At 37.3% G+C, this 13,263-nt stretch carries 16 protein-coding genes; 8 read left to right on the top strand and 8 right to left on the bottom strand.

Annotation, left to right across the window (positions count from 1 at the left end; all coding sequences use genetic code 11):
• From CCAL9328_RS00515 to CCAL9328_RS00495, 5 genes are read left to right on the top strand one after another with little or no spacing between them, the layout of a single operon-like run.
• Positions 1-1,017, top strand: a complete 1,017-nt coding sequence (locus CCAL9328_RS00515) for a DHH family phosphoesterase (RefSeq protein ID WP_169999719.1) — start codon at positions 1-3, stop codon at positions 1,015-1,017.
• On the top strand, positions 1,014-1,244 hold the full coding sequence (locus tag CCAL9328_RS00510) for a hypothetical protein (protein WP_169972154.1): 231 nt from the start codon (positions 1,014-1,016) through the stop codon (positions 1,242-1,244). The genes CCAL9328_RS00515 and CCAL9328_RS00510 overlap by 4 nt, the downstream gene beginning before the upstream one ends.
• 19 nt (positions 1,245-1,263) lie before the next feature.
• The gene (locus CCAL9328_RS00505; protein WP_169999717.1) at positions 1,264-1,665 is read left to right on the top strand and encodes a tetratricopeptide repeat protein; all 402 of its coding nucleotides are present in this window, start codon (positions 1,264-1,266) and stop codon (positions 1,663-1,665) included.
• Between the two features lie 16 nt (positions 1,666-1,681).
• Positions 1,682-2,611 carry an aspartate carbamoyltransferase catalytic subunit gene (locus tag CCAL9328_RS00500; RefSeq protein ID WP_169999715.1) on the top strand — a complete coding sequence of 310 codons (930 nt, stop codon included), beginning with the start codon at positions 1,682-1,684 and terminating at the stop codon, positions 2,609-2,611.
• Between the two features lie 2 nt (positions 2,612-2,613).
• On the top strand, positions 2,614-3,891 hold the full coding sequence (locus CCAL9328_RS00495; protein WP_169999713.1) for a dihydroorotase: 1,278 nt from the start codon (positions 2,614-2,616) through the stop codon (positions 3,889-3,891).
• A gap of 53 nt (positions 3,892-3,944) precedes the next feature.
• Here CCAL9328_RS00495 and CCAL9328_RS00490 read toward each other — a convergent pair whose 3' ends face one another.
• On the bottom strand, positions 3,945-4,121 hold the full coding sequence (locus tag CCAL9328_RS00490) for a hypothetical protein (RefSeq protein WP_169936466.1): 177 nt from the start codon (positions 4,119-4,121) through the stop codon (positions 3,945-3,947).
• Positions 4,118-4,369: a helix-turn-helix domain-containing protein gene (locus tag CCAL9328_RS00485; RefSeq protein WP_169936468.1), complete on the bottom strand. Its 252-nt coding sequence runs from the start codon at positions 4,367-4,369 to the stop codon at positions 4,118-4,120. Before CCAL9328_RS00485 ends, CCAL9328_RS00490 begins: the two co-directional genes overlap by 4 nt.
• Before the next feature lie 308 nt (positions 4,370-4,677).
• Here CCAL9328_RS00485 and CCAL9328_RS00480 point away from each other — a divergent pair, with 308 nt between their 5' ends.
• The 3 genes from CCAL9328_RS00480 (at position 4,678) to dnaK (ending at position 7,942) form a co-directional block, all read left to right on the top strand.
• The gene (locus CCAL9328_RS00480; RefSeq protein WP_169972157.1) at positions 4,678-5,481 is read left to right on the top strand and encodes an HrcA family transcriptional regulator; all 804 of its coding nucleotides are present in this window, start codon (positions 4,678-4,680) and stop codon (positions 5,479-5,481) included.
• A complete protein-coding gene (gene grpE, locus CCAL9328_RS00475; RefSeq protein ID WP_169999711.1) occupies positions 5,478-5,993 on the top strand; it encodes a nucleotide exchange factor GrpE in 516 nt (171 codons plus the stop codon). The genes CCAL9328_RS00480 and grpE overlap by 4 nt, the downstream gene beginning before the upstream one ends.
• Positions 5,994-6,061: 68 nt before the next feature.
• The gene (gene dnaK, locus CCAL9328_RS00470; RefSeq protein WP_169999709.1) at positions 6,062-7,942 is read left to right on the top strand and encodes a molecular chaperone DnaK; all 1,881 of its coding nucleotides are present in this window, start codon (positions 6,062-6,064) and stop codon (positions 7,940-7,942) included.
• 96 nt (positions 7,943-8,038) lie between these two features.
• Here the strand turns inward: dnaK and CCAL9328_RS00465 are convergent, their stop codons facing one another.
• The 6 genes from CCAL9328_RS00465 to ppk2 all read right to left on the bottom strand — a co-directional run bounded on the left by CCAL9328_RS00465 (position 8,039) and on the right by ppk2 (position 13,238).
• Positions 8,039-9,124, bottom strand: a complete 1,086-nt coding sequence (locus tag CCAL9328_RS00465; protein ID WP_169999707.1) for an autotransporter outer membrane beta-barrel domain-containing protein — start codon at positions 9,122-9,124, stop codon at positions 8,039-8,041.
• Positions 9,125-9,165: 41 nt separating this feature from the next.
• Positions 9,166-10,422 (bottom strand): hypothetical protein, encoded by a 1,257-nt coding sequence (locus CCAL9328_RS00460; protein ID WP_169999705.1) that lies wholly within the window; start codon positions 10,420-10,422, stop codon positions 9,166-9,168.
• A 37-nt stretch (positions 10,423-10,459) separates the two neighbouring features.
• Complete coding sequence (locus CCAL9328_RS00455) at positions 10,460-11,056, bottom strand: S6 family peptidase (RefSeq protein WP_169972162.1); 597 nt, start codon at positions 11,054-11,056, stop codon at positions 10,460-10,462.
• Between the two features lie 3 nt (positions 11,057-11,059).
• Complete coding sequence (locus tag CCAL9328_RS00450; RefSeq protein WP_502707291.1) at positions 11,060-12,058, bottom strand: S6 family peptidase; 999 nt, start codon at positions 12,056-12,058, stop codon at positions 11,060-11,062.
• Positions 12,059-12,073: 15 nt separating this feature from the next.
• Positions 12,074-12,340, bottom strand: a complete 267-nt coding sequence (locus CCAL9328_RS00445) for a hypothetical protein (protein ID WP_169999701.1) — start codon at positions 12,338-12,340, stop codon at positions 12,074-12,076.
• 88 nt (positions 12,341-12,428) lie between these two features.
• Positions 12,429-13,238 (bottom strand): polyphosphate kinase 2, encoded by an 810-nt coding sequence (gene ppk2 / locus CCAL9328_RS00440; protein ID WP_169972164.1) that lies wholly within the window; start codon positions 13,236-13,238, stop codon positions 12,429-12,431.
• Positions 13,239-13,263 lie beyond the last annotated feature (25 nt).

Raw genomic sequence — 13,263 nt, 5'->3', positions numbered from 1 at the left:
ATGAAAATTTATCATTTGTCGCATACCGATCTTGACGGATACGGTGCGCAGGTTATTACGAATTTTTATTTTAATAACGTAAAATTTAGCAACTCAAATTACGGACGAGAGATCGATGAGAAATTTAACCAAATCGTATCTGATCTTGATGATAAAAAAAGCATTATTTTAATCACGGATCTAAATTTAACGATGGCTCAATGCGCGGACTTTTCTCAAAAGCTAGAGGGTAAAAATGCTAAAATTTTCTTACTCGATCATCATCAAAGTGGAGCCGAGTGCGCAAGCGCTTTTGAGTGGTATTTCTTAGATAGTTCAAGATGTGCCACAAAGATAACTCATGACTTTTTTGCTGCAATGTTTAAAGAAAACGAAGAGCTTAAAAAATTTAGCGACGTTGTAAATGCTGTTGATATTTGGCTAAAAGATGATAAAAATTTCGAAATGGGAAAGGTGTGTTTGGGTCTTGTTGCAAACGCAAAAGAGATAAACAAGATAATGTTTGAGCGTGAAAATACGCTTTATCAGTTTCATCTCTTAAAACATGCCGCGGAATTTTTTAATGAAAAGAACGACTATATCGGGCTTGATATGCAAATACATGCCATAAAAAAAGAGTTTTTTAAATTTAATAAAGACGATACATTAAGTAATCTCATATCAAACTATGTCGTAAATTTACTTAGTGAAAACAAAGAAAAATTTAGCATAAATTATAATGAATTTAGAGGAATTTTGACATATAATATAGGAAATACTTCCGTTATAGGCAATGATTTTTTAGTGGCAAATCCTGAATTTGACTTTTTCATAGACATTACAAATAAAAAAACAATGAGCTTTAGAGCAAATGGAAAAGTCGATGTAAGTGCGATGGCAAAACATCTAGTAGGAGGAGGCGGACATGTAAACGCAAGTGGCGGAATGTTTGCAAATTTCAAAGACGGTTTTAGCTATGAAGCGATAAAAACACAAGTCGTAGAGTTGATAAATAAAAAAACACAGGAGGCATTATGAGAGAAGAAGACGTGAGCGTTGAGGAGCTAAGTTACGAGCTTAGTGTAGTTTTAGAAGGATTGCTTCACTATGCTGGAGTTAAAAAGTCAAAGCTTGAAGAGGCTGCTGGAGTTTATGTGGAGTGTATAGACGATGCGCTTGAAAATTCAGATGCACAAGGTGTTGACGAGGTTATAGCGATAGTCGAGTTTATGAAGAAAAAACATCCAAAACTATTTGAAAAATAAAATTTAATAAAGGAAAAACATGAAAAAATTACTAACTTTCTTAGTTTTAGGTGCACTTGCTTTTGGTGCAAATGCAAATTTTGATGAGGCTGTAGAGCTTTATAAAGACGGTAAATTTGCGCAGGCTTATACTGCTTATAATAGAGCGTGCGGAGAGGGTGTAAAAAAAGCTTGCACGATGAATGCTATTATGCTTTTTAACGGAGATGGTGTTAAAAAAGATAACGAGCAGGCTGAGAGAATTTTTACTAAAATGTGCGATGAAAACGAGCCTATTGCGTGCGCAAAACTAGCTGAGATGCAAGCTTATGGATTAACAAAAGATAAAATAAAAGACGAGGCTAGAACGCGTGCATTGTTTAAAAAGGCATGCGAGGGCGGATACGAGCCTGCTTGTATGTGGGCTGGCGAGCAAAAATAATCCAAAAGGGGATAAAATGAGCTATAAACGCAAGGATTTACTCGGCACGATAGACCTTAGCACTGATGAAATTTTATATTTTTTAGATGCTGCTAAGGAATTTAAAAATTTAAATTTACAAGATATCAAAAAGGTTGATTATCTACGTGGTAAAACCACTATAAATGCTTTTTATGAGAATTCTACCAGGACGCGTACTAGCTTTGAAATAGCAGCCAAAAGACTTGGAGCCGATACTATAAATTTCAGTTCCTCAAACTCAAGCGTAAACAAGGGCGAAACGCTAATTGACACGATGAACAATATGGCAGCGATGAAGAGCGATATCATCGTGCTTCGCCATCCAAGCTCAGGTGCCGCAAAACTTGCAAGCAAACACACTGATGCTTCCATAGTCAATGCGGGAGACGGTATGAACGAACATCCGTCTCAAGCACTGCTTGACCTTTTTACATTAAGGGAATTTGGCAAAAGCCTTGATAGTAATACTACTGTAGCGATAGTAGGTGACATCGCTAGAAGCAGGGTTGCTCGCTCTGATGCTTGGGCTATGAACACCCTTGGTATGAATGTAAAAATTTTTGCTCCAACTATGATGATGCCAAAAAATGCAGAGGTTTTTAACGCTCATATTTGTAAAAATATGGAAGAGGCGTGTGAGGGAAGTGATGTTATCATAATGCTTAGGATCCAACTCGAACGAGGCGACGGTGACGTGTCTTTTCCTAGCTCAAGAGAGTATTCTAAATTTTTTGGTCTAAATAAAAAACGCATAGCTTTGGCAAATAAAAATGCTATCGTCTTGCACCCCGGACCTATTAACCGTGGTGTGGAGCTAAATTCGGATGTTGCCGATGGCGAGCACTCTGTCATCTTAAATCAAGTTGAAAGTGGTGTAGCTATGCGTATGGCTATACTAAATACCTTAATCAAAAATAGGGGATAAATATGAAAATAGCTATCCAAAACGGAACCATAGTTAATAATAATGAACAATTTAAAGCCAACGTCCTTATTGAAGGCGATAGGATCGTAAAGATAACAAGCGATGAGATAGAAGCCGATGTTAAGATAGATGCTAGCGGTAAATTTATAATGCCTGGTCTAATTGATATGCACGTTCACTTTAGAGATCCAGGGTATGAGTATAAAGATGATATCATATCAGGCTCACAAGCGGCAGTTGCTGGCGGAGTTACTACTTGTCTTTGCATGGCAAATACAAACCCGGTAAACGACAACGCTTCCATTACGCGAGAGATGATACGAAAAGCGCGAGAGTGCGGACTTATAGACCTTATGCCAATAGCTGCCATTAGTAAAGGTCTTGGCGGTAAGGAGCTTGTTGAGATGGGCGATCTTATCGAAGCCGGTGCGGTGGCTTTTAGTGATGACGGCTTGCCTGTTAGCAGCTCAAGCGTCATGAGAGCTGCACTTGAGTATTCAAAGATGTTTGGTAGCTTTTGCATAAGCCACTCTGAAGACTGCTCGTTTTGTCGTCAGGGTGTTATGCATGAGGGCAAAGTTTCTGCGATACTAGGACTAAAAGGTATGGCAAGAGAAAAAGAGGAGATAGCCGTTAGCAGAGATATGTTGCTTGCAAAATTAACAAATGCGCACATTCATATTGCGCATGTAAGCTCGGAGTATTCTCTAAAGATCATCGAAATGGGACGCAAAGAAGGCATAAATATTACTTGCGAAGTCACTCCTCATCACTTTAGTTTTAGCGATGATGATATTTTACAAAATGCCTATGACGCAAATTTTAAAATGTCTCCTCCACTTCGTGAAATAAGCGATATAAAAGCTATCAGAGAGGCTTTAAAAAGTGGACTTGTAGATGTGATTGCCACAGATCACGCTCCTCATCATAATGATGAAAAGATAGTAGAATTTGATCGTGCCCCGTTTGGTATCATCGGTCTTCAAACTCTTGTTCCACTTACCTTAAAGCTAGTAAAAGAGGGCGTGATAAGTCTTGAAAGGATGGTTGAGCTTACTTCTGCAAATGCCGCGAAGATATTAAATTTAAAGGACAAAGGTCGCATAGCCGAAGGAATGCTAGCCGATATCGCTGTGATAGATCCTGATATTGAGTATATCTATGACGAAAAGATAAATCGCTCTAAGTCTATAAATTCACCTCTTTTTGGTAAAAATTTAAAGGGAGCCGCGGTTGTTACTATCAAAAGTGGCAAGATAGTTTATAAATTCGGCGAATAAATTTTAAAATTTTAGGCGTAAAACAACGCAAAATTTTACGTCTAAAATTCTTTTTAAAACTTCTTCAACATCCTTACATTCTTTACTTTAAGCTTTATTTGTGTTATTTTGTTAAAAGTAAGTGAATAAAATTCTCTATAAAAACGTATAAATTTACCCTCTTTTTTTGTGCATATCGCAGAAAAAACACTTTCAAGCTCCATACGCTCTTTTTGAGTAAGTCCGTTCATTTACTATCTCCTATTAATTTTTTCATCTTTTTTATTACAAACAAAATATCATCTTCGTCAAGCTCACAAAGCAACTGGCATATAGCAAGTGCGGCTTGTGGCTTTGAGTTGCCAAGCCTCCAGTCTTGATATGTCCTCATCGAAACACCTAGGTGCTTTGCCATTTGCGCTTGAGAAATTTTTTTACCGATATTTTTTGATTCAACTGCGTTATGAAGCAGGTTGAAAATGTCGCTTGTTTCAATCATCCGCAAATTATACATTTTTTATAATTAAACATGTATTAAATTTAATATAAATAGCAAATATAATTATATTTAATGAAGTTTATAAGATAAATAAATAATTATAACATATAAATTATACGGTAAAATGTATAAAAATGTAAAATAAAATTTAAAACTAAATTATTTTACATAATATTCTTTAGTTATATAGACTAAATATAAATAAATAAAAAAATTTAATTTTATTACTTGACATTAGTATACTCAATATTGTATAATTCACTTAGCAATCAAAAATAAAGAGTGCTAATAATAAGCAGAAAAAGAAGATGAACAGAGTAAATAAAAGAGATTTGATACTAAATTCTATCATTAAAGCTTATCTAAACAACAACTCTCCCATAGGTTCAAGTGAGCTTGGCTCTATCATGAATGTTGCGATGCCGGCCTCTACGATAAGGGTCTATTTTAAAAAGTTATCGGACGAGGGTGCTATCACGCAGCTTCACATTAGTAGTGGCAGAATTCCTACCGTAAGAGCGATGACTGATTATTGGAATGATGTTTTTGGAGAGATTAACTTTGATAAGGTTTTGCTCTACATAAAAAACGAATTTATGCTTAAATCGCTTTGTGATAAATTTGAGCTTTACTGTATGGTTTTTGGGGATTTTAAACAAGAGCTTGACGAAATTTTAAATGTAAATAATAAATTTTTACTCTTAAATTTTACCAATGACGAACTTGTTTTAAAATATGATATTCGCGTTGAGAAATTTTTAAAAAACCTAATCGGTATAGACTTAGACAAGCTTGAACTTGTCTGCTCTCAAGTTGGTCTAAGTGAGCTTAAAGGTAAGATAAGAGAGCTAAAAAGGACGAAAATTTACTTTCAAGAAAATGAAATTTTAGCCTTTAAAATGTTTGATGATGAGCGTTTTAAGATGATACTTGAGCCAAGTTTTGCTACAAAAATGCAGCAAGGTTTAAGTTTTGCACCGATTTTTACGGAGGACTTTATGGGGTTAAAGATCAATGTTAATTACCAAGATAAGCCTTCAACTATGATATGCGCAGGTAGCGTATATAGTGATTATGTTAAATTTTTAAATCAAATAAAGGAGGTAGCGTGAGTGAGGATATAAAAACCGAGCAAGTTGCTGATGAGAATATAGAGCTTGAAGCAATAAACCAAGAGAGTGCTAAAATTTTAGACTTAGAAAAACAGCTTGGAGAATTAACAGATAAGTACTATAGGGCAAATGCGGATTTTGAGAATTTAAGAAAGCGTGTGGAAAAAGAGAAGGCTGATATCGCAAGCTACTCAAACGAGAAATTTGCGAGGGATCTGCTTCCTGTGATAGATGCGCTTGAGATAGGCTCAAATTTTACACCGGAAGATGAATTTTCTTCAAAGATAAAAGAGGGCATAGAACTTTCTATAAATGAATTTAAAAAAGCCCTTGAGAAGCATGGTGTAACGGCAGTTGGCACCGATGGCGAATTTGATCCAAATGTTCATAACGCCATCATGAGAGTAGATAGCGACACCGTAGAGAGTGGCAAGATCGTGCAAGTCATGCAAAAGGGCTACTTAATAAATGGTAGAGTTTTACGCCCTGCGATGGTAAGTATTGCAAATTAAATTTTAGTTTAAAACGGCGTGAAAACGCATATAAATTTTAAAAATAAAATCAAAATAAAGGAAAGAAAATGGCAAAAGTAATAGGTATCGACCTAGGAACAACAAACTCATGCGTTAGTGTGTATGAGCGTGGCGAAAGCAAGGTTATCCCAAACAAAGAGGGTAAAAACACGACTCCTTCAGTTGTGGCATTCACTGACAAGGGAGACGTGCTAGTAGGAGACGTTGCAAAACGTCAAGCAGTAACAAACCCAGAAAAAACGATATACTCTATCAAAAGAATAATGGGTCTTATGAGCAACGAAGACGCGGCACGTGAGGCAAAAGAGAGACTTCCGTATCACGTAGTGGATAGAAACGGTGCGTGCGCTATAGAAATTTCAGGCAAGGTTTATACTCCGCAAGAAATTTCGGCTAAAGTGCTTATGAAGCTAAAAGAGGACGCTGAAGCATATCTTGGTGAAAAAGTAGTTGATGCGGTTATCACCGTGCCTGCGTACTTTAACGATAGCCAAAGAAAGGCTACAAAAGAGGCTGGAACTATAGCAGGGCTTAATGTGCTTCGTATCATCAACGAACCGACTGCTGCGGCACTTGCGTATGGTCTTGATAAAAAAGAGGCTGAGAAAATTTTAGTTTACGACCTAGGTGGTGGTACATTTGACGTTACGGTGCTTGAAACAGGCGATAATGTGGTCGAAGTTTTAGCAACCGGTGGTAATGCATTCCTTGGTGGTGATGACTTTGATAACCTTGTTATCGACTGGCTAGCTAGTGAGTTTAAAAGTGAAACCGGTATCGACCTAAAAAGCGATGTAATGGCATCACAGCGTCTAAAAGAGGCTGCTGAAAACGCTAAAAAAGAGCTAAGCTCAGCACAAGAGAGCAACATAAACCTGCCGTTTATCACAGCTGATGCGACTGGTCCAAAACACCTTGTAAAAACTCTAACAAGAGCAAAATTTGAAGGTATGATAGAAAAACTAGTAGCTCAGACGATAGATAAGATAAACGAAGTCGTAAAAGACGCGGGTCTTAGCAAGTCAGAGGTAAAAGAGATCGTAATGGTCGGTGGCTCTACTCGTGTGCCACTTGTAGGTGAGGAAGTCAAAAAGGCGTTTGGCAAAGAGCTAAATAAGAGCGTGAACCCTGATGAAGTCGTAGCTATCGGTGCTGCGATACAAGGTGCGGTTATCAAGGGCGATGTAAAAGACGTGCTACTTCTTGACGTTACTCCGCTTTCACTTGGTATCGAAACACTTGGTGGTGTGATGACTAAAATCATCGAAAAAGGCACAACCATACCAGTTAAGAAAAACCAAACTTTCTCAACTGCTGAGGATAACCAAAGTGCAGTTACGATACATGTTATCCAAGGCGAGCGCGAGTTTGCAAGGGACAATAAATCTCTTGGTCAATTTAACCTTGAGGGTATCCCATCAGCACCACGCGGTGTGCCTCAAATCGAAGTTGAGTTTGACATCGACGCAAACGGCATATTGACGGTATCTGCAAAAGATAAAGCAACTGGCAAAGCTCAAAATATCACAATCTCTGGCTCAAGCGGTCTAAGTGATGATGAGATAAACAAAATGGTAAAAGAAGCCGAGCTTCACAAAGAAGAAGACGCTAAGAAAAAAGAGGCAGTTGAGGCTAGAAACCAAGCTGACGCACTTGTTCACCAAACACAAAAATCAATGGATGAGCTAGGCGAAAAAGTGCCTGCCGAAGATAGAGCAAACATAGAGGCTGCACTAAACGAGCTAAAAGAGGTGCTAAAAGATGAAAACTCAAGCAAAGAGCAAATCGATGCTAATGTAAAAAATCTAAGTCAAGCAAGTCACAAACTAGCCGAAGCTATGTATAAAAAAGATGGTGACGCAAACGCTGAGCAAGGCGGAGCAAATAAGAAAAAAGACGACGACATTATAGACGCCGAAGTCGAGTAATCTACAAAATTTAGCCCCCAAAGTGGGGCTAAATCTCATTAATTTTATCTACATAATTTTTAATAAACCGTATATTTTACTCACGACTAATGTGTATTAAAATTTATACTCCAGCTTCACACTGGCTTTTGTGCCGTAGCTTCCTTTGGCGTTAGCGGTGCCTCCCACTGCGTATTGAAATACAAATTTATCATTTAGTCTAGTCTCACCTATATAATTTACCTCATAAGAGAGAGGCTTGTTTTTTATGTCATACTCAAGATACGAGTTCGCATTGCTTAAATTTACCTTCACACTATCGTTTGTTTGATGGACATTTTTCTTAAGTATCGCCTGGAGAGTGTGGGCCTGGTTGTCGCTTACTATGGTATATTCGGCGCCTAGTCCTAAAGCGATGTTAGTGTTTTTGATCCTGTCTTGCTTGTAGTGCTTTGACGCAAAAGCATTTACGCCGTTATGTCCTACTTCTATCAAGACTACAGGTTTTATGCTGTGGTTATAAGTGCCGTTTTTTGGTAGGTCAAAGCAGTATTTATAATAAGTAGATAAAAGCATACCATAACCGTTATTTTTAGCTTTTTGTGTTTCATTTAGGATCATGAAATTTTTGTCACTTCGTATGTATGCCAGGTTTAAGTTGCTTTGAAATTCATGGCTATTTACGCTTTCATAGTCAGCATAAACACCCACGCTATAAGACTTAGACAGGTCTTCGTAGCTTTTGTTTTTGTATTTTGCTTTATTTACACCAAACATAACACCGTATATCGCGCTTCCGCTACTTAAGTCGTAAGTCTTATCGTATCCTAGACTTGTGCCGTAAAATTTCACATCGCCGCCGTTGTTTTCTTTTATGTAGCCACCGCCCACGTTATACCAAAAGCTATTTCTGGCTCTATCTGCCTCTATGGCCTGCATGACCTTTGCCAGGCTAGGCTCGGCGTCACTTTCTCCGCTTGCTAGAGCGTATTTAAAGGCATTTTGCATAGTTAGTTTAGGAGCTAACTTTATATGAGAGAGCCTTTGGTTTATAAACATATTGTTTGATAGTAGTATGGCGCCTGAAATTTGTGAATTTGAGCTCTCACCGATGGTTTTTAGCTCGTTTTGTGTTTTTACAATTAGCTCGTTTAAGAGCTTGGAGTTTTGAGTGTAGCCTATTTGCTCTATCTCATTAGCCATCTCTTTGCTTGCTCCGCTTTTGGCATGATTTATCAAAGCGTTTAAAAGCTCGTTGTGTTTGCATTGTTTGAGAGACGAGATAGGCTTGATAAGCTCGTAGGATCTTCTTTTGTAAATTTTATCTTTATAGCGTTTCCTGATAGCAGACTGGTGGCATATACGCCTTTGCCCTCGTTAAATTTTATATAAGGAGTTCCTTCTGAAACTATACGTGTGGCGGTTAAAATTTCATACTCTTTATCATAGTCGATATTTGCCATTTTATTTTTTAGTGCATCGGCAAAGCTAATGTCTATCTTTAGTGCGTCGGCAAAAGTAAGTGTTTTTTCAAATTTAAGAGTGTTTAGTTTAAATTCATCAGCTCCTGCATCTGCTGCTAGATCTATATTTTTAAGTGTCAAAGATGATGTAAGCTTGACGTTTGCACTCACTGTTTTGCTATCGTTTGAAAGGTTGAAATTTAAATCATCAAAGACAAATTTTGAGTTTTCGTCTGTTGTGACCTTATCTATCTTATCGGTATCCCAAGTATTTAGCGACAATGTGCTTAAGCCTTTAGCCTCTATACTTTCTAGTCCTTTTAAATTTAAACTCTTTAGATCTAGCGTAGAATTGTCGGTTGTTAAATTTTTAGCTTTTATGTTTGAGCTTTGGATGTTAAAATTTGCATTTTTTATATTTGTAAGGTTTAAGCTATCGACCGATAACGTAGAGTTGTTTTTTAGCACCACGTTGCTATTTGTTAGAGAAAGAGTTTTTCCCGTGCTATATGTGGAGTCATTAAGAGTGATGTTTTTTAACGTTACATCGGCGCCTGATTTTATCGCACTTTTGTTTTTGGCTATAATGTTTAGACTGTCAAGGTTGTCTATGCTGGAATTTACTATATCAAAATTTGTTGTTTTATCAAACACTAGCGACTCTGTTATGTTGAAATTTGAAGTCGCATCTTTTGTTATCTTTTCTTGCTCCCCGTTTAAGCCTTGAAATACTAAATTTGCAACCTTTGCATTAGAGGAATTTTGTAGCTTCACGTTATTTTCGTTATTTATCGTTAAAAATTTAGCATCAAGCTTTGAGCCTTCAAGCTCTATAGTAGGGGCAAAATTTATGATAGCTGAATTTATACTAGATCCGCCTTTTGCCACTATGGTTTTTGTGTATACTATGGTGTCGTTGCCTTGATCTTTTACGTCAAGTTTTTTGCTCTCTACTTTTTGCTGATACGATAGGTCGCTTTTTGTGTTTTGACCATCGAATTTATCGATAAAGTAAAGCGTATCTCCGCCAAAATTCACAGTAGAGCCACTATCTGCCGTTATATCTGACTCCAGACTAGCTTTTTTTGCCTACGTTTAGCTCTGAATTTGTTAGTTCTACGCTGCTAGTTTTAAATTTCATACCATCCCAGTCAGGCTGTGTAAGCGTAGACGGGCGGTCAAGATCCATGTATGCAGGTATGGTTTTATCATACTGTTTTATCGTCGAGATCTCTACGGTTGGTGTTCTTGTTGCGTGAGTAGTTGGGTGTCCTTGTAGGGTGATTTTTGAATTTGTCGCCTTAAAGCTACCATCTATATCAACATCTGAGTTAAAGACCAAGTTATGACTGCTAGGGTCTGCTATCAAATTTATCTTGTTGTTTTGCGTGCCGCCGATACTTGCATGAACTATCGTGTCTGCACCATCGTTGCCTTTTATGGTAAGTGAAGCTTGATTGCTGTTTGAATTTATGATATTTGCGTTTTTATCGTTTGCGGATATATTTTTTACATTTAATACATTGCCGTTTATATCAAGCTTGCCTCCACCATTGCCAAAAAATACCTCATTTAGGTCAAAGTTGCTAACGGCATCGCCTACTTTTAGCGTGGCTCTACCGCTTGTGATGTAAATTTTCTTAAATGCGTCATTTGCGTTTATATCAACCAAGCCTTAGATATATATATCGGTTTTGGTATTTACGCTTAACTTACCTTCTCCTATCTTGTGTATAGTTTCGTCTGCCTTGACCTCTAAATTTACGTTTGTATTTTTTGCTATGTCAAATCCCACAAATTTTTTGAGACTTCCACTGACTTTTATCGTAACATCTCCACTCTCTACCACGACGATACCGCCATGCCCCATGTCATATGCGTTGTCTATAGTTATCATGGTTGATTTGTTTATGATATTATCTTTATCTTGCACTAAGTCTGCGTCAGAAAGTATGCTGTTTGTTTGTATGTGTTCGTATTTCTTTTTATAGTCGTTAAAGTCAACCATACTTACAAGAGATAGTCCTGTGTAGGTATTCTTGCTCGTTGATACAACGCCTATCATTACCCATTGTTTTTTATTTTTATCGTATAAAAATACACCGCTTCTGCTATCTCCCGTGGTTATATTGTTTTTAAACAAATCATTAGAAGACGAGCCTATTATTATACCTTCATGCAACATAACACCAGAACCGGAGTGTATCCCGGCTTTAAGATAGTCCATCAGCCTGATATCTGTGTAGATAGTATGCAGTCCGCCACCTTTTGATTTGTTGCCACTTGTTCCGCTTAAATTGCTCGAATCATTAAGCATTAAAAAACCACTTCCGGCTTGATATACATTTAGCTTATCATCGTTGTTATCGTCCATTGTTTTGAAATAATCAGTTATTTTATTTCTCATTTCCACACTTGTGGAGCTAGTTATTTGTGATGATAGTTTTAGCCCAGGCACGTCAACGGGTGAAATTTCACCTTCAACTATATATTTTGAAGCTCTTAAAAACAATGTGTCTCTTGCGTAGTCGGCAGTTGTATCTTTTGTGTTAAAGCTCCCGGTTAAAAACTCATATCCGGTCTGACCAAAACTTGTCTTGTCTGAAGCGCCTTTTAGAGGATTATAGCTTTCCCCCTCTTTAAAGTCTTTTCTAACATGCATGGCACTTACCATATAGTTTCTACCAAGTTATGTAAAACTACCATGGTTTGTTCTGGCATAGTTATTTGGTATTCGTTCAAATGTAAAATTTTCGCCATTTTTCATTTGAACTATAGCTTTTTGATCCGGTGTGCTAAACAAACCCTTGTTTTGTCCTAAGTCTAGGTAGTCTCTGTAGTGGAAATTTTCAAGAAACATATTTTGTGAGAAAGCACCTGTGCAAAGCACGCTGGCAAGCGCAAAGGAGAGAGATACGCGTTTTGCACAAGTTGTTTTTGTAGATTTTTTCTTCATAACTTTTCCTAACTATTAAAAATTCCGAAAAAGATTATACAAGATAATATATTAAAAATTAATTAGTTTTTTTAAAGTAAATTTAAAGTTAATTTATGCTCTTAAGCCCCTCTTTATTTAATCCACTTTCTATACGCTTTATCTCTACTTCACCGCTTCTCACGATTTCCTTATCGTAGCTAAGTATTTTTTTATCTGTCTTGTTTGGATACTCGACATTTGAAAGGATATATCTAAAGATATTTAGTCTGGCAACCTTTTTGTTATCCGAAGCGATGATAGTCCAAGGAGAGATCGTTGTGTGAGTTGCCAAAAGCATGGAGTACTTGGCGATGGAGTATTGATCCCACAACTCTTGTGCTTTTTGATCCACGGTAGATATCTTAAACTGTTTTAGAGGATCGGTCATGCGCTCTTTAAATCGCTTTTTTTGTTCTGCTTTTGTGATGGATAGGTAAAATTTAAAGAAAATTATCCCGGAATTTATGATCATTTCTTCAAATTTTGGCACTTCGCGTAAAAATTCCTTATGCTCTTCTTGTGTGCAAAAGCCCATAACAGGCTCAACTCCTGCTCGGTTATACCAACTTCTGTCAAATATCACTATCTCTCCGGCGCTTGGCAGATGTTCTACATATCGCTGAAAATACCATTGCGTTTTTTCAACGTCGCTTGGCTTTTCAAGGGCCACTATGCGACATCCTCTTGGATTTAGATGTTCTGTTAGGCGCTTTATGCTGCCGCCTTTTCCTGCAGCATCACGTCCTTCCATGAGGATTAGCACTCGTAAGCCTTTGTCTTTTACGTGATTTTGAAATTTTAGGAGTTCGATCTGAAGTGTTCTTAGCTCTTCTTCGTAGTTGTTTGCCTTCTCTTTTTTTTGACTGTTTTTTGGCATATTGACTCCTTTATAAATGGTATGC

The organism is Campylobacter sp. RM9328 (genome assembly GCF_012978615.1).
Note: the sequence above shows the minus strand (reverse complement) of the source record. Positions and strands in the feature narration are given on the sequence as shown.

Excerpts from the sequence above, each read along its gene's own strand:
- CCAL9328_RS00515 (WP_169999719.1), top strand. The coding sequence starts at position 1 with ATGAAAATTTATCATTTGTCGCATACCGATCTTGACGGATACGGTGCG.
- CCAL9328_RS00510 (WP_169972154.1), top strand. The coding sequence starts at position 1,014 with ATGAGAGAAGAAGACGTGAGCGTTGAGGAGCTAAGTTACGAGCTTAGT.
- CCAL9328_RS00505 (WP_169999717.1), top strand. The coding sequence starts at position 1,264 with ATGAAAAAATTACTAACTTTCTTAGTTTTAGGTGCACTTGCTTTTGGT.
- CCAL9328_RS00500 (WP_169999715.1), top strand. The coding sequence starts at position 1,682 with ATGAGCTATAAACGCAAGGATTTACTCGGCACGATAGACCTTAGCACT.
- CCAL9328_RS00495 (WP_169999713.1), top strand. The coding sequence starts at position 2,614 with ATGAAAATAGCTATCCAAAACGGAACCATAGTTAATAATAATGAACAA.
- CCAL9328_RS00490 (WP_169936466.1), bottom strand. The coding sequence starts at position 4,121 with ATGAACGGACTTACTCAAAAAGAGCGTATGGAGCTTGAAAGTGTTTTT.
- CCAL9328_RS00485 (WP_169936468.1), bottom strand. The coding sequence starts at position 4,369 with ATGATTGAAACAAGCGACATTTTCAACCTGCTTCATAACGCAGTTGAA.
- CCAL9328_RS00480 (WP_169972157.1), top strand. The coding sequence starts at position 4,678 with ATGAACAGAGTAAATAAAAGAGATTTGATACTAAATTCTATCATTAAA.
- dnaK (WP_169999709.1), top strand. The coding sequence starts at position 6,062 with ATGGCAAAAGTAATAGGTATCGACCTAGGAACAACAAACTCATGCGTT.
- CCAL9328_RS00465 (WP_169999707.1), bottom strand. The coding sequence starts at position 9,124 with ATGGCTAATGAGATAGAGCAAATAGGCTACACTCAAAACTCCAAGCTC.
- CCAL9328_RS00450 (WP_502707291.1), bottom strand. The coding sequence starts at position 12,058 with ATGGTAAGTGCCATGCATGTTAGAAAAGACTTTAAAGAGGGGGAAAGC.
- CCAL9328_RS00445 (WP_169999701.1), bottom strand. The coding sequence starts at position 12,340 with ATGAAGAAAAAATCTACAAAAACAACTTGTGCAAAACGCGTATCTCTC.
- ppk2 (WP_169972164.1), bottom strand. The coding sequence starts at position 13,238 with ATGCCAAAAAACAGTCAAAAAAAAGAGAAGGCAAACAACTACGAAGAA.